General features: G+C 63.5%; 16 protein-coding genes and 3 pseudogenes. 11 read left to right on the top strand and 8 right to left on the bottom strand.

Features of this window, described 5'->3' with window-relative positions:
* Window positions 1-167: 167 nt before the first annotated feature.
* Complete coding sequence (locus ACN22W_RS38030; RefSeq protein WP_419690206.1) at window positions 168-929, top strand: 2-keto-4-pentenoate hydratase; 762 nt, start codon at window positions 168-170, stop codon at window positions 927-929.
* A 79-nt stretch (window positions 930-1,008) separates the two neighbouring features.
* On the opposite strand, the gene ACN22W_RS38025 is transcribed toward ACN22W_RS38030, so the two are convergent.
* Window positions 1,009-1,926, bottom strand: a complete 918-nt coding sequence (locus ACN22W_RS38025; protein ID WP_419690205.1) for a DMT family transporter — start codon at window positions 1,924-1,926, stop codon at window positions 1,009-1,011.
* A 234-nt stretch (window positions 1,927-2,160) separates the two neighbouring features.
* Between ACN22W_RS38025 and ACN22W_RS38020 the strand changes: the two genes are divergently transcribed.
* From ACN22W_RS38020 to ACN22W_RS37995, 6 genes are all read left to right on the top strand, one after another.
* A complete protein-coding gene (locus ACN22W_RS38020) occupies window positions 2,161-2,715 on the top strand; it encodes a GNAT family N-acetyltransferase (protein WP_419690204.1) in 555 nt (184 codons plus the stop codon).
* 140 nt (window positions 2,716-2,855) lie between these two features.
* Entirely contained in the window at window positions 2,856-4,268 is a 1,413-nt protein-coding gene (locus ACN22W_RS38015) for a 3-deoxy-D-arabino-heptulosonate 7-phosphate synthase (protein ID WP_419690203.1), read from the top strand.
* Between the two features lie 116 nt (window positions 4,269-4,384).
* Window positions 4,385-6,556 (top strand): hypothetical protein, encoded by a 2,172-nt coding sequence (locus tag ACN22W_RS38010; RefSeq protein WP_419690202.1) that lies wholly within the window; start codon window positions 4,385-4,387, stop codon window positions 6,554-6,556.
* Between the two features lie 7 nt (window positions 6,557-6,563).
* Entirely contained in the window at window positions 6,564-7,271 is a 708-nt protein-coding gene (locus ACN22W_RS38005; RefSeq protein WP_419690201.1) for a DUF3142 domain-containing protein, read from the top strand.
* 322 nt (window positions 7,272-7,593) lie between these two features.
* Window positions 7,594-9,402: a hybrid sensor histidine kinase/response regulator gene (locus ACN22W_RS38000; protein ID WP_419690200.1), complete on the top strand. Its 1,809-nt coding sequence runs from the start codon at window positions 7,594-7,596 to the stop codon at window positions 9,400-9,402.
* 487 nt (window positions 9,403-9,889) lie between these two features.
* Entirely contained in the window at window positions 9,890-10,531 is a 642-nt protein-coding gene (locus ACN22W_RS37995) for a response regulator (RefSeq protein WP_419690199.1), read from the top strand.
* 273 nt (window positions 10,532-10,804) lie between these two features.
* Here the strand turns inward: ACN22W_RS37995 and ACN22W_RS37990 are convergent, their stop codons facing one another.
* Window positions 10,805-11,956, bottom strand: coding sequence for a right-handed parallel beta-helix repeat-containing protein (locus ACN22W_RS37990; protein ID WP_419690198.1), 1,152 nt, complete (start codon window positions 11,954-11,956; stop codon window positions 10,805-10,807).
* A 513-nt stretch (window positions 11,957-12,469) separates the two neighbouring features.
* On the opposite strand from ACN22W_RS37990, the gene ACN22W_RS37985 reads away from it, so the two are divergent.
* On the top strand, window positions 12,470-12,763 hold the full coding sequence (locus ACN22W_RS37985; RefSeq protein ID WP_419690751.1) for a LysR family transcriptional regulator: 294 nt from the start codon (window positions 12,470-12,472) through the stop codon (window positions 12,761-12,763).
* Here ACN22W_RS37985 and ACN22W_RS37980 read toward each other — a convergent pair.
* Window positions 12,706-12,899, bottom strand: a pseudogene (locus tag ACN22W_RS37980) (alpha/beta fold hydrolase); the annotation flags it as partial. The gene ACN22W_RS37985 and the pseudogene ACN22W_RS37980 overlap by 58 nt on opposite strands.
* Before the next feature lie 34 nt (window positions 12,900-12,933).
* Between ACN22W_RS37980 and ACN22W_RS37975 the strand changes: the two are divergent.
* A pseudogene (locus ACN22W_RS37975) lies at window positions 12,934-13,014 on the top strand (DUF3142 domain-containing protein); the annotation flags it as partial.
* Between the two features lie 43 nt (window positions 13,015-13,057).
* Here the strand turns inward: ACN22W_RS37975 and ACN22W_RS37970 are convergent.
* Together ACN22W_RS37970 and ACN22W_RS37965 are read right to left on the bottom strand one after the other, a co-directional pair.
* Entirely contained in the window at window positions 13,058-13,432 is a 375-nt protein-coding gene (locus tag ACN22W_RS37970) for a gamma-glutamylcyclotransferase family protein (protein ID WP_419690197.1), read from the bottom strand.
* 56 nt (window positions 13,433-13,488) lie between these two features.
* Window positions 13,489-14,139 carry a LysE family translocator gene (locus ACN22W_RS37965; RefSeq protein ID WP_419690196.1) on the bottom strand — a complete coding sequence of 217 codons (651 nt, stop codon included), beginning with the start codon at window positions 14,137-14,139 and terminating at the stop codon, window positions 13,489-13,491.
* A 164-nt stretch (window positions 14,140-14,303) separates the two neighbouring features.
* On the opposite strand from ACN22W_RS37965, the gene ACN22W_RS37960 reads away from it, so the two are divergent.
* Window positions 14,304-15,224 (top strand): LysR substrate-binding domain-containing protein, encoded by a 921-nt coding sequence (locus ACN22W_RS37960; RefSeq protein ID WP_419690195.1) that lies wholly within the window; start codon window positions 14,304-14,306, stop codon window positions 15,222-15,224.
* Between the two features lie 594 nt (window positions 15,225-15,818).
* Window positions 15,819-16,091, top strand: coding sequence for a hypothetical protein (locus ACN22W_RS37955; RefSeq protein WP_412025791.1), 273 nt, complete (start codon window positions 15,819-15,821; stop codon window positions 16,089-16,091).
* A gap of 333 nt (window positions 16,092-16,424) precedes the next feature.
* Here the strand turns inward: ACN22W_RS37955 and ACN22W_RS37950 are convergent, their stop codons facing one another.
* From ACN22W_RS37950 to ACN22W_RS37940, 3 genes and pseudogenes are all read right to left on the bottom strand, one after another.
* Window positions 16,425-17,261, bottom strand: coding sequence for an alpha/beta fold hydrolase (locus ACN22W_RS37950; protein WP_419690194.1), 837 nt, complete (start codon window positions 17,259-17,261; stop codon window positions 16,425-16,427).
* Between the two features lie 345 nt (window positions 17,262-17,606).
* Window positions 17,607-17,885 (bottom strand): annotated as a pseudogene (locus tag ACN22W_RS37945) (virulence factor); the annotation flags it as partial.
* Between the two features lie 265 nt (window positions 17,886-18,150).
* The gene (locus tag ACN22W_RS37940) at window positions 18,151-18,408 is read right to left on the bottom strand and encodes a PAAR domain-containing protein (RefSeq protein WP_080970964.1); all 258 of its coding nucleotides are present in this window, start codon (window positions 18,406-18,408) and stop codon (window positions 18,151-18,153) included.
* Between the last annotated feature and the right edge of the window lie 8 nt (window positions 18,409-18,416).

Below are 18,416 nucleotides of genomic sequence, written 5' to 3'. Positions count from 1 at the left end.
CAAAGCGACGCGTCGTACGCGTCCGCACCTCGCGCCTGCCCCCCCGGGTTACACGCCTGCCCGGCGAGCGGCCGCCACACTGCGACCGTGCCGAAGGCGCTATCATCGACTGTGCGACTTTCGTCCGGCCCTTTTTTGCCGGCTCACCTTCAACTCGCTCAACCGACATGACAACGACTACCGAACGCGTGGACGGCGCCGCCCAGCATCTCGTCGCCGCCCGCCATGCCGGCCAGCCCGGCCCGCTGTTGCCCGATGCACTGCATCCCGAGGACGTCGACACCGCGCTCGCGATCCAGCAGCGCGTTGCCGACCTGCTCGGCGAACCCGTCGGCGGATGGAAATGCGCGCTGCCGCCGCCCGATCGCGTGATCCTCGCGCCGATCTTCGCGTCGACGATCCGCGAAGCCGATGCGCCGTACCGCGTCGTCGGCGGGCCGATCGTGCGGATCGAACCGGAAATCGCCTTCGTGCTCGATCGCGACCTGCCCGCACGCGAGCAGCCGTACGACGAGCAGGACGTGCGCGACGCGATCCGTGAAGTGCGCATCGTGCTCGAGGTGCTCGGCTGCCGCTATGCGGAGCCGGCGCGCGCATCGAAATTCGAGCTGCTGGCCGACGGCCAGTTCAACCAGGGGCTGTGCGTCGGCCCGGTCGTGCACGACGGGCTCAACGTGCCGCTCGCGACGCTGGCGCTGTCGTTCGAAGGCGCGCTGAACCGCGCGATCGACGGCCGCCATCCGGACGGCGATCCGCTGAAACCGCTGGTATGGCTCGTCAATTTCCTCGCGTCGCGCGGCGATGCCGTGCGCGCCGGTCAGATCGTCACGACGGGCTCGTACGCGGGCGCGATCGACGTGCCGCTCGGCGATGCGCTGACGGTCCGCTTCGGCGAGCTCGGCAGTCTGTCGGTGACGTTGACGGCGTGATGCGCGCGCGGCACGCGGACAGGCCCGGCCTGCCGCTTGCCGCGGTGCGATGGACGCGCGGCCCGCTTCGTTGCGGTCGTCAGGTGCGTTGCTGCCCGGCCTTGCGTGACGGCAGCGTCATCGCGGCCACGCCCGCGACCACACATCCGAGCCCCAGCCACGCCGACACCGACAGCGACTCGCCGAGCAGCACGATGCTGATGCCGACGCCGATCGGAACCCGCAGATAGGCTTGCGCCGTCGTGCCGACCGAGCCGAGCGTCTGGACCAGCCGGAAGTAGATGGCGAACGCCAGCGCCGTCGAGAAGACCGCGAGCGCCGCCAGCGCCAGCAGCGATTGCCACGACGGATGAAGCGTCCACGGTCGGTCGACGACGATGCTGGCGGGCACCAGCACGATCGCGCCAACCATGAGCGAGCCGGCAGCCGGCGCCGCCGGCGACAACCCGTTGAACGACCGCCCGTAGATGGCCGCGCCCGCGTAGCAGACGGTCGCCGCGACGATCGCCAGTTGCGGGACGAGTTGCCGGCCGAGTCCGTCGAACGCGCTGACGCCGACCACCAGCGAGATACCGACCAGCCCCGCGACGACGCCGAACAGCTTCCGCGACGTCAGCGGTTCGTGGCGGGTGATCAGCCAGGTGCCGACGAACGCGAGCACGGGCGACGCGGAATTGAGGATCGTCGCGAGACCGGCTTCAACCGAACGCTCGGCCCACGCGATCAGCGTGAACGGAACGACGCTGTTCAACAGCGCCTGCACGACGAAGCGACGCCAGACCGCGAGGTCGCGCGGCATCGGAATGCGCCGGATGCGCATCCACAGCAGCAGCACCGAGCCCGCGATCAAGGTCCTCGCGGCGATCAGCGTCAGCGGCGGAATCGTTGCGACGCCGATCCGGATAAACGTGTAGGACGCACCCCATAACGTCGAGAGCGTCAGGAGCAGGAGCAGATCGGCGACGGCGGGATGGCCGCGGGGCACGGCTGGCTGCATGTCGGGTCGCTCGCGTTAGCGGTCCGTGGCGAGGTTGGGATCGGCCCGCTTCACTTCGGGTCGTATGAGCGGATTATGTCGGCGGCCGGGCGCGAACGCTTCAGCACGATGCGAAATATGGATTGCCGTGTGGTCGGCCGCGCCTGACGGATGCCGGCTTCGTTCGGCGGTTCATATATCCTTGGCTGACGTGACGTTCAGGACGAACCGCGGCAACGAAAACGGAGTGATTCAATGGGTGAAACGACCGGCGCGATCAAGGGCCCCGCCCGCTACCGAGCAGCGAACGAACACGACGTCGACGCACTCGTTCAACTGGTCAACGCAGCGTACCGCCCGACGACAACCGCGGCCGGATGGACGCACGAAGCGGCGATCATCGAAGGCCCGCGGATTACGTCGTCCCAGCTCGTCGATACGTTGCAGGCACCGGATTCCGTATTGCTGGTCGCGGAGGTGGAAGGACGCATTGCCGGCTGCATCGAAGTCAAGGCAACCGGAGACGCGGCCTACATCGGTACGCTGGCCGTATCGCCGGCCATGCAGGACCACGGACTCGGGAAAGCATTGCTGAACGAGGCCGAGCAATTCGCCCGCCGGCGCTGGAACATCGGGAAGGCTGTCATGGTCGTCCTGTCGGTGCGTCACGAACTGATCGACTTCTATTTGCGCCGCGGTTACGCGCGAACCGGCGAGTTGATGCGCTACCCGTTCGACGCCGGCGTCGGCATGCCGCGAGACGAAAACCTGACGATCGAGACATTGACCAAGGACTTTGCGCGCGACTGATGTTGCGTGCGATCGCGTCCCGCTCCGCCGCAACCCCATCGCCATCGGCTCGACCCGATCCGTCGTGATAACGTTGCACATCATCGCGCGACCCGGCCCGAACCCCGGGCATGCGAACCGCGCTCACCCCGATAACCGACATGTCGCTGACACCGCTTCCCGCCTTGCTCGACGAAACGCTGCGCACCGTCGCGCGGCGTTACCGCCTGCCGCCGCTCGACAGCGCGTCGTCGCTGACCGATGCCACGAACCCGGCCACCGTCCTGGCGACTACGATCGAGGAAGCGCGCCGCCTGCGCGGCGACGGCCAGCCTCCCGGCGCGGAATTGCAGCAGCGCTTCGTCGATGCGCTCGCGCGGATGATCCGCGACGCCGTGGATACGCGATCCGGCGATCCCGCGTTTCAGGCCGCGGTGCTGCGGCACGATGCGCCGAGCGTGCGCGAATACGCGTCGCTGTCCGCGCATGCCGATCAGGACCGGCGCGCGCTGCACTCGGCCGTCAACGCGATTGCGCACCCGGCCAAGCTCGAGCGCAGCGCGCAGGCGTGGCAACGCGACGGGCTCGCGCGACTGCATGCGGCCGCCACTTCCGCGTCGTGGGCCGATCTTCATGCAACGCTGCAGGCGTTGCTCGCGCTGCCCGACATGGCGACCGACGCCGCTTTCGAGCAGGACATCGTCAAGCTGAAAGACAGCCCCGCGCTCGAACGCATGCTGCGCGTCGACGCACTGGCATCGGACGAACACGTCCGCCGATACCGCGCGTTATGGGTTCGCCAGGGTCCGCTGGAAGGCAGCACGATCGCCGTCGCGCAGGGCGCGGCTTCGCAGCAGCGCGGCGCGGCCGTCGAAGCGCTGGCGGCGCAGGTGCTCGAGGCACTGGCCCGCAGGCTCGACGCGGTGGACGAGCGGCGCACGTACCGCGTGGTCACGTCGATGCGCGTGCCATCGTCGATACCGGGCCGGCACGACCGCGCAAAAACCGAATGGGACGCGATCCTGCTCGAACGCCCGCGCGGCGACGAAGCAGCGCCCATCTGGAACGTTCGCTTCCTCGTCGAGGCGAAAGCGTCCGCGGATGCCGCGACGACCGATCTGCCGCGCCTGCTGCGCGGCCTGAACCTGCTCGCGCAGGCCGCCCCGGACACGGTCTATTCGTTCGAGGCGCACCAGGGCACGGTGCGCGTGCACGGCGCGTCGCTCCGCGCGTTGACGACCGACGACACGGCGCTGCACCAGGAAGTGCTCTATTGCTGCGACGCGTCCGCCGACGCAACGCCGCGCTTGCTGGGTGCCGCGAGCCGGATGCAGCTGCTGTCGGCGTCCGCAAGCCTCGAATACGCGAGCGCACTCGCGCAGCAGCCGGACGCCGATCCGGGCGGCCTCGGCGTCATCTGGCACGCGCTGCTGACGCTGCCGCAATGGCATGCGGTGCTGCATCAATATCCGTCGTTGCGGCAGGTCCGCGAACTGATGGTGGCGATCGACGACTTGCGCGCGGCGATCGACGACGCGGATGAAGCGGGCGTCGCAAGCAGCGTGTGCGCGTGATGCGCAAGCCGGGCCGCCGCACGACGGCAACGCGCCGCCCGTAAGGTACGATACGCGCCGGGGCACGGCGCCCCCTGAGAGACCCGGCCATCGCGGCCCCAACCAGCATAAGAAAAATGCCCAGAAACCCGTTTCAGCACCGCAACCTGTTCGCCGCGCTGGCGGCCAGCCTGCTCTGGATTCCCGGCGCACACGCCAGCTCGGACGACAGCTGCAACGTGCCGGCCACGCTCCGGCAAAACACCTACTCGTGCGGCAACGTGCCGATGCTGAGCCCGGCCAACGACACGCGCGTCAACGCGATGCTGCTGATGGTCGATAGCGGCAAGGTCGCGCAGGTGTTCCCGGACCCGAAGACCATCCCGGCGAAAGACCGGATCAACCAGATCATCGTACCGTTCCCGATGGACTTTTCCGGGTGGATCGACATCGGCCAGAAGCAGCCCGACAAGACCGGCGCCGCGTCGGATACCGATGCGCCGTCGAATCAATACGCCGACGGCGAAGGCAGCATCTGCCGCAGCATGACCGCCGGCACCGACGCGTTCAACGACGCGCTGGACGCCGCCGGTGGCATCCCCGCCGACGAAGCCACACGCTTGAGCACGGCACGCGCCGACATCGCGCACAAGACCTGCCCCGCGGGCGGCGCGAGCGCCGCGTGGACGCGGCCCGCGGTCAAGTCGCCGCTCGGTCAGCAGTTCGCCGCCTACCTCGACGGCACGAACGCGTTCTACCGCGCCGACTTCACCACCGCGACCAAGGCATTCGCGAACGCATCGCACAGCGCGAACCCGTGGCTGAAGGAAACCGGCCTCTATATGGCCGGACGCGCGCAGTTGAACGCCGCGCAGGCCAATGTGTTCGACAACGACAACCCGACGCCGTCGCGCGCGCGCGTGGCGAAGGTCTCGCTCGACGCGGCGAACACGGTGTTTCGCACCTACCTGAAGGTGTATCCGCAAGGGCGTTATGCGGTGTCCGCGACGGGGCTGCTGCGACGCGTCGCGTGGCTCGGCGGGAACGTCACGCAGCAGGCCGACCTGTACGGCAATGCACTCGCGCACTGGTCACCGAAGACCTCGAACGTGCCGCTGATGCAACTGGCGAACGAACTCGACAGCAAGCTGCTGTTCGGGTCGGAACTCGACGCGCGCCAGATCCAGTCGCCGACCGTGCTCGCGACCGTCGACCCGCTGCGCATGCGCATGTCGAACAGCAGCGACACGAGCCGCGACAAGCCGCTGACGCTCGACGAGTTGCAGGCGCAGAAGCCGCGCTTCGCGAGCGCGCCCGCGCTCCACGACTATCTGCTCGCGACCTGGTATGTCCAGATCGGGCACAAGCCCGACGCGGCCCTCGAATTGCTGCCGCAGACACCTGCCGCGCCGCTCGACTACTTCGGCCTGAGCCAGCAGGCGCTGCGCGCGTTCGCGCTGGAGGATAGCGGCCAGACCGACAAGGCCCGCCAGCTGTGGCGCGACCTGATCCCGCTCGCGAAATTCCGCTTCCAGCGCGAGGCGCTGGAACTCGCGCTCGCGATCAACCTGGAACAGGCCGGCCTCGTCAACGACGTGTTCGCCGACGATTCGCTCGTGCAAAACGCCGCGATCCGTGCGGTCCTGCTGCAGCGTTCGGCCAACGCGGACCTGCTGCGCGCGCAGGCACAGAACCAGGCGACCGGCGGCGCGCTGCGCGACACCGCGCTGTACACGCTGCTGTACAAGGAGCTCACGCGCTCGCACTACGCAGAGTTCATCGCCGATGCCGCGCTGGTGTCCGGCACGCCTGCCGATCCGCTGAAGCCGTTCACCGCGCCCGGCGCCAAGAACGAGGACGGCTACGCGTGCCTGTCCGCGCACGACATCGCTACCGCGCTCCAGCAGAATCCCGGCGATGCGAAAGGCTTGAACTGTCTCGCCGATTTCGTGCGCCTGCATCCGCCCGCGTTCGGCCTCGAAAACGATCCGGTGCCGCCGTGGATGCGCAACGCGTCGTCGGCGAGCACCACGCGCATCCCGCCGACGCTCGGCGCCTCGCCATCGCAGTTCACGGGCAAACCGTACGAGCGGATGTCGAGCTACGTGACGGTGATGGCCGATGCGCAGGCGAACCCGAACGACCGCGCGTATGCGTTCTACCGCGCGATCAAGTGCTATGCGCCGACGGGCAGCAACGAATGCGGCGGCAAGGACGTGCCGAAGAACACCCGCAAGCGCTGGTACGACACGCTGAAGGCCACCTATCCGGGCAGCCCGTGGGCGCAGAAGCTCCGCTACTACTGGTAAGCGCGGCATGACGCGTATCGTGTGCATCGCGCTGCTGCTGGCCGGACGCGTTGCGCTGGCCGGCACGGTCGATGCGTCACGGTACGACGCGTTCTGGCTGTGGGCGGGCGTGAAGCCGCAGGCGGTCGTGCATGGCGCACGCACCCTCTACGTGCTGCAAGGGCAGATCGAAGCGTCGCCGCGCGACGAGTCGCAGGTGCGCGTCATCGCGCAGGGCGTCGCACTGCCGCCCGCGCCGAACGCGCGCGTCTGGCTCGTCTATCGTGCGCATACGCTGCGCTGGACGCCGCGCGTCACGGAGATCATGCTCGCGCAGCTCCAGCGCTGGCGCGCATCGGGCCGCACGATCACCGGCATCCAGATCGACTTCGATGCGCGTACGCGCCATCTGCAGGATTACCTCGAATTCCTGCGGACGCTGCGCGCGACCTTGCCCGCCGATTGCCGGCTGAGCATCACCGGGCTGCTCGACTGGAGCAGCCGCATCGATACCGACCAGGTCAACCCGCTCAGGGGCATCGTCGACGAGGTCATCGTGCAGACCTACCAAGGGCGCAGCACGATCCCCGACTATGCCGCCTACCTGCCGCGCGTCGCGCGGCTCCAACTGCCGTTTCGCATCGGCGTGATCCAGGGCGGCGAGTGGGACGCACCGTCTTACCTCGCGACGAATCCGTGGTTCCGCGGCTACGTCGTGTTCCTGCGCAACGACTGACGGGCGGAAACCCGGCAACGGCGATCACGCACGCGAATCGGAAAGTACAGAAATACAAATCCGAGACAGACCTTGATGCGTGGCTCGACCAGTACAACAATGAACGAGAGCATCAGGGGCGCTGGTTTTATGACAAGACGCCGATGCGGGCTGTCCTCGATTCGCCCGAACTCGCCAAGGAGAAACGCATCCCCCATTGATGACTCGTTCTTTGTCGGCCCGACTCCCTGTCAGATCGAGTCCCGGCTAAAAGTGGCCGCGTGCGTCGATGATCTTCCGAAGCTGCATATTCGTATCGAATCCGGATTGGCGAGAACGATTAATGAATACGACGACACAATTCAACGACACAATTGCATCCGAACAACTCAAGATCGTGTTCGGCATTGTCGAGCTCAGTGTCACCGGAGGCACGCTGCTTGCGGTGGTGCTCGCCGTTTCGCTTCACCGCCTCGGGCAACTCGATCTTGTAATCGGTCCCGCGTGGGTTCTATACATCGGGGTATGTTCGGGTGGTCACATCATACTTTCCCGCCTGTACAAGAAATCGGCATCATCCGTCAGCAGGTGGCCATATTGGGCCACGTGGTTCACTGCCTTCAGTCTCGCTGCGGGAATGGGATGGGGATGGTCATCAATTCGACTGGTCACCGCCGGCAGCTTCGAAATCCAGTATCTCGCGGTTACCGCCACGCTTGGCGTCGTAGCAGGTTCCGTCCCGGTCTTCAGTGCATATTTCCCTGCGTTCCTGGCGTTTCTTTTGCCTGCGACCCTGCCTTATGTCGCCGCCGCCGCCCTCTCGCAGAACCATGTGCAACAGGCAACCGCGCCCATGATGTCGCTGTTTGTCTGCGTGATCGGCTACCTCGGCATCCTCGCCAACCGGACGGCAACGCAGAACATCAGATTGAGATATGCGGCGGAAAAGCTGGCTGTCGATCTTCAGGCTCAAAACGATGTCGTTGTCAAACTGGCGGATGACCTGAGAAACCAGAAACAGATCGCGGAAGAGGCCAATCTCGCGAAGTCCCGCTTTCTCGCAGCAGCCAGTCACGACCTGCGCCAGCCGTCGCACGCCCTCGGACTGTTGGTCGGCGCACTTCGTGGCATCCCGATGAACCCGGACGGAAAACTCCTCGTCGAGCAGATCGAATTTTCCACCGCGGCCCTCGACAAGCTCTTCGCCGCCCTGCTCGACATTTCCAAGCTCGATGCGGGTGTCGTGGAGGTGCAATACCAGTCATTCGCGATCGACGCGGTTCTCGCTCGAATCTGTCGCGACTACGCGAGCGATGCCTCGGCTAAGGGGCTCGCGCTTTCCCGTGTTCCCACTCACGCAGTCGTGTATTCGGATCCGATACTGGTCGAGCGGATCGTGCGCAACCTGGTGTCCAATGCGGTGCGCTATACCGACGCCGGAAAAGTCGTCGTGGGATGCCGGCTCCGCGGCACACATGTCGCCGTTCAGGTATGGGACACGGGGCGCGGCATCCCGCACGACTTGCTCGACCTCGTGTTCCAGGAGTATTACCAGATCGGCAATTCCGAGCGAGATCGCGAACAAGGACTCGGGCTCGGTCTGGCAATCGTTCGACGCCTGGCCGACCTCCTTGGATGCAAGCCGGCCGTGCGCTCGGAGCCTGGTCGCGGGTCATGCTTCGAGATTGCGATCGAACGCTCGGACCGTGTGCCAATGCCGCTCGAGATCCCCGTCGGTGAAGGTCACGACGCGTCATCCACGGCTGGGCTCGTGGTGGTCGTCGATGATGAACAACCCATACGTGACGCGATGTCGAAACTACTGAAGATGTGGGGATACGCAGTCGTTGCGGCCGGCTCGGGAGACGAGACCATCGCGAGCCTCTCGACTTGCGCCAGGCGGCCTGACCTGCTGGTCTGCGATTTCCGCCTGCGTGGCGGCGAGAACGGCATCACCGTGATCGAAAGAGTCCGCATGGAATACAACCAGAACATTCCAGCCATGCTGATTAGTGGCGATACGGCCGCCGACCGATTGACCGATGCGCACGCAAGCGGAATTGTTTTACTTCACAAACCGATTTCACACGGCAAGCTGAGAGCGGCAATCGGCAACCTCATCGCAACCGGATCGGACAGTGCGGATGACTAGAGCGTGCCGCTCTTCTATCTCATGTTCCAGTACGCTCGCAACGTCACCCACGATACCCAAGCGAAACATGCCCGGTTCTTGAATTGCGTCACGTCGCTCGATAGCAAGCGCCATTCATCTCGATTGAAGCATGAAAAGGATTAATGCGCCGGTCGGCCAGGCTCATTGCCCGGCAATGTTCTGTCGATCAACAGAAACACCGAGCGGCCGTTCTCGACACGCATCCATGTAATGCGTTCGCCGGACGGCGGTCCTGGTCAAATCGACACCTCCATCACATTACATACCGTCGCGATCTAGTCTTGCGAATTTCGATGTAACTGTAAATCCAACGTTCGGCGTACGCCCGACCCAAACGAAACTGAATCAAAGCCTCAGGTCCCACGACATGCAAATTGGACTAAAGTCTTAGGACATGGCATCGCAACGCAATCGGGATGCCTAACGACGATCCCCATCGTAGTCTCTTAACGCTCGATCCAACCTCGTGAAAATATTGATCGTCGACGACCATCCTGTCTTGCGGGATGGTGTTGCAAAGCTGCTTCAGCTGGGCGGCGACGACACGGTCGTCGTACAAGCAAGCAGCGCCGATGAAGCCATGCGGATGCTCGATCAGCACGTCGATCTGGATGCCGTGTTGCTGGACCTGACACTGAAAGGGATGGACGGTCAGGCGGCGATCACCGAGTTCGCGAAGATCCGCCCCGCGTTGCCAATCGTCATTTTTTCGGCGTCTGAGAACCCGCAGGACGTCCGGAACGCGTTCGCGCATGGTGCACTGGGTTATGTGACAAAAACGTCCAGCCTGCACACGTTGATGACGGCCATGAAAATGGTGCTGGAAGGAGAACGCTATGTTCCGCCGATCGTTCTGGACGAACTTGTTTCGCGACACACCGACATCGTTCGAGCGCAGTCATCGGCGCCCATGGACATGCTGTTGACGCAGCGCCAGATCGAAGTACTTCGCTACGTGGCCGCTGGCGTACCCAACAAGGTCATCGCGGACAAGTTGGGCCTCTCGGAAAAAACCGTCAAGGCGCATATCACATCAATCTTCAAGGCACTGAACGTGCTCAATCGCACGCAGGCCGCGGTCGCGGGGCGGAAGGCCGGCCTCATTTGACCTGATCGCCGGCATGGTGCCGTGCACAGACTCGGGCTCGCGCCCATGGCCTGCCTGCACCCGGAAATCGGCCGAGCTCGGTGTGCAACCTTGCGACAGCACCGAGACCGGCGCGCCTGTTATCGACGCGAACCCATCGACGGAAACAAGAAACTGGCAGACGTTCCCAACCGCCCGGACGCCCGCAGACGTGGAACAGGAAACCTGGCTGCCAGTCATGAACACGAGCGACAAGCTCTCTGCTTTTGAACCGGACCATTTCCCGGGTCAGGGTCACTTCGTCTGCATCAGACTCCAGCGCACCGTCGGCAGCGTTGTAGTCAACGCGCCACCCGCCCAGATCGTCGCGGACGTGGAAGCACCGACCGGCGACACCAGCGCGACTCCGCCCAGCGTGTTACCCGTTGCGACGACCTGGCTCGGGGTGCATCCGCTCTGCAGCAACGACACTACCGCACCGGCGATTGATGAGAACACATTGCCGGTGACGCTGAACTGGCAGATATTCCCCTCCGCCTGGAATCCCGAATAACCTGAGTTCGACACTCGGTTGTCTTTCACGTCAACCGACGACACGGTTCCCGGCCACGCGCTCAGTCGAATCGCGGCCAGTTGCGTCGGCTGCAGTCCATTGTTCACGTTCGAGTTCTGGATGTTCGACACGGTGTTGTTGCTGACGACGACGTTCGTCGCGTTATACGTGTTCCAGCTGGCCTCCTGTGCAACCAGGATGCCCGACGCTTTCTGCACGCCGTCGACGGTATTGTCCGAGATCGTCACGGCCTGCCCGCCGACCACCGCGATGCCGCGCCCCCAGTAATTGCCCGACACCGAGTTACGGTCGATCAGCACGTTGCTGCTGATGCGGCCGTCGGCCTGGTAGCTGACGACGGCGATCAGGTCGTCGCCGGTGCCAGTCACGGTGTTCCCCTGCACGAGCACGTTGGTCGAACCGTAGGTCGTATGGATGCCGTCGGCCAGCGTCGACCGCACGGTGTTGTTCACGATCGCGACATTGGTGCCGCCATATACGAAGATCCCGGCGCTGGCACCGCCTTGAATTTTCACATCGAGCACTTGAACGCCCGTGCCCGTCACCTCGACTTTGGTCGACTCGCGCGTCACGAGCCGTGTCGTGCCCGTGCCGATCAACGTCACGCCGACGAGTGTCGAACCGCTGCCACTCATCACGATGGTCTGGTCGCCCGGATTCGTGGCGACCAGCGTTGCACCATAGCCCGATATCACGACGTCCGCCTTCGCGACTGTCAACGACCGGCTTACGGAATAACTTCCCGGCGCAAGCACCAGGCGCTGACCCGGCTGCAACGCATCGAACGCTGCCTGCAGCGCGTCGGTCTGATCGCCGCCGTTCGCCGTTGGCGCGACGGTCACGACCGGAAGCATCTGCGATTTGCGCGACATGTGTGCTTGCCACGCGCCTCCCGACGTGAAGGCAACGGACGGCGACGAGACGAGAGATGTGGTGCAAATCACGAAGACAGCTACGGTCGAAACGAATACGTTGAATGACTTATCCATGGTTCCCCTCGCATGCGCGTTCGCCCGTCACGGCCTGATGACGGCTGCGGAGCGTTCGTGCAAAAAGATCGTCCGAAGAGTGACACACCCGTCGGATGATCTGCACTACGAAATTAAATTGCTCCATCGATATGATGGTGCAACGGCAACCGAGCATCGGCACGTAGCCGCGCTTGATACCCGGCCGCCTGTTCCCGCGTCGGCGCACATGCATATCCCCTGTATGAAAAGCTCAATCCGACGGCGCCGGCACTGCGTGATCGGACTCGAACCAATCAACCCGAACTGCAATCCTGAGCGTAGTCGGGGCGTCGACTTTCAACCGAACTTGCCGAATCTTTCCCGGTGCTCATCAAACAGTCTATTTCGTGCACATCATTCGTAAATGCGACATAGATCGCGCGACGTCGTAAGACCGCGCGCACCGGCTCGTTTACGCTTGCCGCCGACGAACTGGGCCTGACACAAAGCGCGGTCAGAAAGCATGTCATGACGCTCGAGGCCTGCTCCGGCCGGAAGCTGTTCGTCCTGCGCGGTCCCAGAATGATTGTGACGGCGGAAGCGCACCTCTGCGCGTCGGACCTCAGGCGCGGTTTCCGGCAGATCGAGGAAGCGTGCATGCGCCGACACCGTTACGCCTGCACGACAGTCAGCAGGTCGGCGTTGACCGTCAGCATGCCGTGCCAATAATCCGCGTGCCGTTCTTCGGCAGCTTGATCGACTTCAGCGCGGCGTCCGCGATCGGTACGATCCGGTCGTCTTCGCCGTGCAGCACGAGCGTCGGGACGGTGATCGACTTCAGATCGTCGGCCTGATCCGTTTCCGTCAAGTGCCATGCGCCGACGGGCAACAACGAATGCGGCGGCGAGTGGGACCCGCCGCCCTGCCTCTCGACGACTCCGTGGTTCCGCGGCTACGTCGTGTTCCTGCGCAACGACTGACGGGCGAAAACCCGGCAACAGCGATCCCGCCCGCGAACCGGCTTCAGTCCGGGCGCGGCGAACTGGCGTCCACGTACACCCATGCCGCGACGCCCGACTCGAGCACGACGCGATCGCGACGATACGCGTCGACTTCGTAGTCGTCCGCGTGCTGTAGCTCTTCGCGCGTGATCGCGAACACGGTGCCCGTTACGCGGTCGCCTGGTCGGCCGGTATAGGCCACCACGGGATGATGCGTCTTCCCGCTCGTCGCGACCACCTCCGGGTCGTCGATCTTCAGCATCGTCATCGCGTAACCGGGCATCGCGTCCTCATGGCCGTCGAGCTTGCGGCCGAAGGTTGCGAGCTGCACCTGTTCGAGTTGCAGCGTGCCATAGGAAAAAAGGTGTTCGGAGAAAGTCTGGTCGGTGCTGGACATGACGAGCTCGATAGGAAGATCAGGGCAAACGAAGCGTAACGCAAATCGCCGGCTCGCTACGCCCCACCCGAGATCGCGCCGCCGAGCCCGGCAAGCGCGATCACGAGCAATGCGCCCGCCGACGACGCGGTGATCCAGCGCTGCTTCCGATGGATCAGCGGATGGTTGATCGCGGCCATGTAGCCGGTCAGGATCGTGAAATCGACCGCGATCCACAACGCGGCGAGGATGGCCAGGCTCACGCGCGAATCCGGCGTGATGCCGACGAACTGCGGAAAGAACGCGACGAAGAACAGCAGATCCTTCGGGTTCGCGATGCCGACCAGAAAACCGCGCACGACGCCGGGCAAACGCCGCACCCGCGCTACCGGTTCGCGTTGCGCATCGCCATCGCCGGCGCGTGTGCGGCCCGCGCGCCATTCGCCAAGCAGCGTCCGGATTGCCAGCACCGCGATGAACATGCAGCCGAGCACATGCAACCCCTTAAGCAGGCGATCGCTGACGAGCACGACGCCGAACACCATCAGCATCGCTCCCGCGATCATCACGAGGCTCGCGGCATTCGCGCCCACCGCGGTCAGCACGCCCTGGCGGAAGCCACGCCGCGCAACCGTGCCGACCACGAGCATGACGACCGGGCCGGGCGTCGCGATCAGCAACACGATCGCGGCAAGATAGGCGAACAGCAGCGGGTAGTGAAGTGACATGACAAAAAGTTGTTTGATGGTTTGACGCACCGGCTCGTCGCGATGGCATCATGGACATCCCGTGCGGTAAATTTCGCGGTTTTTCGTAGTATTGCGTGCCCATTCGCCGCTGAAAAACGGAAAATCCTGTCGCATGACATGAGTTTTATTCACACTCAAAACCCATGAAGGCCAAACCGCTCCCTCCCGTCTATGCGTTGCGCGCGTTCGAAAGCGCCGCGCGCACCGGCTCGTTTACGCTGGCCGCCGACGAACTGAGCCTGACGCAAAGCGCGGTCAGCAAGCACGTCAGGACACTCGAGGCCTACTTCGGCCGGAAGCTGTTCGTCCGGCGCGGTCCCAGAATGACCGTGACGACGGAAGCGCACATCTTCGCGTCGGGCCTCAGGCGCGGTTTCCGGCAAATCGAGGAAGCGTGCATGCTGTTCCGGTCGCAACGCGACGTGCTGCGGCTCAAGGCGCCCTCCACGCTCACCATGCGCTGGCTGCTCGACGCGCTCGCCGCCTTTCGCGAAACGCGGCCCGCGTTCGAGGTGCAGATCGCGAGCGTGTGGATGGATGTCGATACCGTCGATTTCTTCAGCGAATCCTACGATTGCGCGATCCTGCTCGGCGCAGGCAGGTTCGGCGAGGACACGCACAGCGTGAAGCTGTTCGACGAATGGCTGATTCCGGTGTGCTCGCGTGCAACCGCGACAGTCGCACGCGCGAATCCGGCCGCGTGCGAGCTGATCCACCCGTCGCCCGATCGCCGCGACTGGCGCCGCTGGCTCAAGGCGAGCGGCCACGACCTGGAAGTGGACATCACGCGCGGGCAGGTGTTCGACATGCTCGAACAGGGCATCGCGGCGGCCATTGCGGGCCACGGCATTTCGATCGGCGACCTGGCGCTGTGCGCCAAGGCCATCGATGAAAAGCAACTGGTGTTGCCGTTCAAGACGGCCGTCAGCACCGGCGACGCGTACTACCTCGTCTGGCCGGAAGACTCCGGCAAGGCCGCGCAGGTGCGCGAACTGCACGCGTTCCTCGAAAGCCGGATGCCGCGGCTGACGTATCCGGGCGTCCGCTTCAACGGGTTGGGCTGAAACGTGCGGCTTTGGCGGTGAATCCGGCAGTCGTTCGATCGATGCCGCCGGGCGGCGCTCGACGTTCGCGACCGATGAGGCGACGCCGAATGACGTCGGGGACGCCTGGGTGCACGGCAAGACATGGAATCCGGCCGGTACCGCTGCACTTGACCGTCAACATTTCTGGCGTCAATCCCGTGCGCCTGGCCTGCCAGTTCACAACACGATCAACTATCGAATCAATAGTCATTGCCGATTATTCAAATTCCGACAGCAATCAATAAATAAAAACAGCATCACGGAAAATTTACAGGAAAAATTCATACGGGAATTATCACGCTGAATTACCGATAAATAATTTTGATTGGAATCCGCCGATTCCGATCAATAGTATGCGTTGTGCTCCGCAGCATCGCGATTCAAAATAGACAAGATGACGGAGCGCATAAAATCTTTTTGCAAACATTAATTAGTTGTGAGTTTCGGCATGGCCAGGCCATCGCGGACTTCTCGATATTTGAGAATCAGCGATCTGGAAAAGCAGACATGTAGTCCCGGGCATGATCATGCGACACAAACCCGCATTACTCCATTCATTACCCTAGGAAAAACATGAAAAAGATTGCGACTGTGCTTTTTTCAGCTCTGATGTTCGCCTCCTCGTACGCTTCTGCGCAGGCACTTTGCAAGGCTGGCAAGATCGACAAGATCGAAACCGACGCCACCGGCAACCTGCTGGTGACCATTGGTGACGGCGCCTATTCATTCGGCGCCAAGGAAGTTTACCCTCTGATTTACTCGGCATATTCCGAAAATAGAAATTTGTTTATCTACGGCAATAATTGCGCGAATGGCTCACCGGCCACTCGCTTCGCCATTCGATAATCATAAAATCACCGGAAAACTATCGGTATTTGACGATAGGGGCTGGATTTACGTTTTTCAATCCAGCCCAATTGTTTGTAGCAGCTCAAAAGCGGAGTGCCATGACACACTCACACCCGCAACGCAGCATTTCTTTCGATTGATAAAGTCGGCGGCATGAATGTGATCGGCACGAAGTGCTGGAAGTCATGCGCCGGCTGCGAGATGCCGCAACCGGTCCGGCCGTCATCGCGCCCGGCGGTCCGTGGCAATCAACGCGGTGAGTACGGGGGGATGCGGCAGGTGATCCGGCCGCCGTTTCCAACGGCGCAGCCGGATCGCCTGCCGACACCGTTACGCCTGCACGAAAGCCAGCAGGTCGGCGTTGAGGACGTCAGCGTTGACCGTCAGCATGCCGTGCGAATAACCCGGGTACGTTTTGAGCGTGCCGTTCTTCAGCAGCTTGATCGACTTCAGCGCGGCGTCCGCGATCGGCACGATCTGGTCGTCTTCGCCATGCAGCACGAGCGTCGGGACGGTGATCGACTTCAGATCGTCGGTCTGGTCCGTTTCCGAAAAGGCCTTGATGCCTTCGTAATGCGCTTTGGCGCTACCCTCCATCCCCTGCCGCCACCAGTTCCGGATGACGCCCTGATGCACCGTCGCGCCGGCCCGGTTGAAACCGTAGAAGGGGCCGCTCGGCACGTCGAGGAAGAACTGCGCGCGATTGTCGGCGAGCGCTTTCCGGAAGCCGTCGAACACCTCGATCGGCAAGCCTTCGGGGTTCGATTCGGTTTTCAGCATCAGCGGCGGCACCGCGCTGACCAGCACCGCCTTCGCGACGCGCCCGGCCGGCTGGCCGTGCTTCGCGACGTAGCGGGCCACTTCGCCGCCGCCGGTCGAATGACCGATATGCACCGCATTGCGCAGGTCGAGGGCCTCGACGACCGCGAACGCGTCCACTGCGTAATGATCCATGTCATGGCCGTCCGAGACCTGCGCCGACCGGCCGTGGCCGCGCCGGTCGTGCGCGATCACGCGATAGCCCTTCTGTACGAAGAAAAGCATCTGCGCATCCCAGTCGTCGGAAGACAACGGCCAGCCATGGTGGAAGACGATGGGCTGTGCGTCCTTCGGGCCCCAGTCCTTGTAGAAGATCTCGACGTTATCCTGCGTAGTGACGTATGGCATCGCGATTGACTCCTGTGAGGTGGACGAACACGGCGTACGGCCGGGAGTCATTATCGGACATTATTGTGAAGCCACGATGCTGAGACGGGACGCAAGTTCTTGCCCCCGGCGGGTACCGTCTTCCTGCACTTGAGCGCTGGTCCATCAAGGCGTTCCGGCGGTCGAGTACTGGCACATGGGGCACATCTTTTTGCACTTGGTCGAGTGCTGTGCCGATATCTCTGCACTTTGTTCGTTCAAATAGGTACGGATCGAACGAAGCCGTGCTGCGGTGTTCCGGGAAATCGGGATGCACGGTCACGTCCGGCGCAGGGGCGCCCGGATGATGCCGCGCACGGATGCCCCTCAGTACGAGTAACCCTGGATCCCGTAATTCGTGTCGTGACGACGCCCCCACCACGGGAGATAGGCGTTGTCTTCGCCGCGTGCGCGGAACCAGTCGCCGGTCGGGTTGATCGGCGTGAGCTTCGACGGCGGCATCACGACAACGGCAGTCGGATGAGCAGCGTCCGTTGTGCCCGCAACCAAGGCATTACCGCCGAAATGATTGACCCGGCCGATCGCAAGTGCGACGTTCGTCAGCGCCGTACCGGCCCCCATGTCGCCGAGCAGCGCCGGCGTGTTATCAGGCAGTCGTTTGCATCCGAGATTTTTATTCGCGGAACACTGGCCTGCTTGGCAACGCGCCCGGGAACGGCTTGATCGCGCAGTCGCGCCGAGCATCGTCCGCCGCCGGCACGTTCACGACCATATTTCGTTGCACACGATTGTCCGGCGATTGCGAGTGTCGTGCGGATCCCCCCATGCCTTCGCCCATTAGCGGAGAGGCGCGGATCGAACGAAGCGATTGCGATACTCCGGGAAATCGGGATACATCCGCACGCCCGGCCTAGGAAAGTCCGGACGTTGGCACTGACGAAATGAGCACCGCACCGCACGACGTTTTGTGACCGTCGAACGACGCGGGTGCACCCTCAACGTCGAAACCAGCTTCACCGTCGATGATCACAACTTCGCCGTGCAGCGGGCACGTGCAGCGATCGCCCTGGCGGGCGACCGCGCGTCCCATGACTTCACTGTTCGCGGCACCCGTCTCCACACGACCGCCATGGCTATGCACGTCTCCTACACGAATGATGCCGCGCATGGTTTCTC

This window comes from Burkholderia theae (assembly GCF_048565265.1).
Classification (GTDB): domain Bacteria; phylum Pseudomonadota; class Gammaproteobacteria; order Burkholderiales; family Burkholderiaceae; genus Burkholderia; species Burkholderia theae.
The sequence above is the reverse complement of the archived record's forward strand: the minus strand, read 5'-3'. Positions and strand labels throughout refer to the sequence as shown.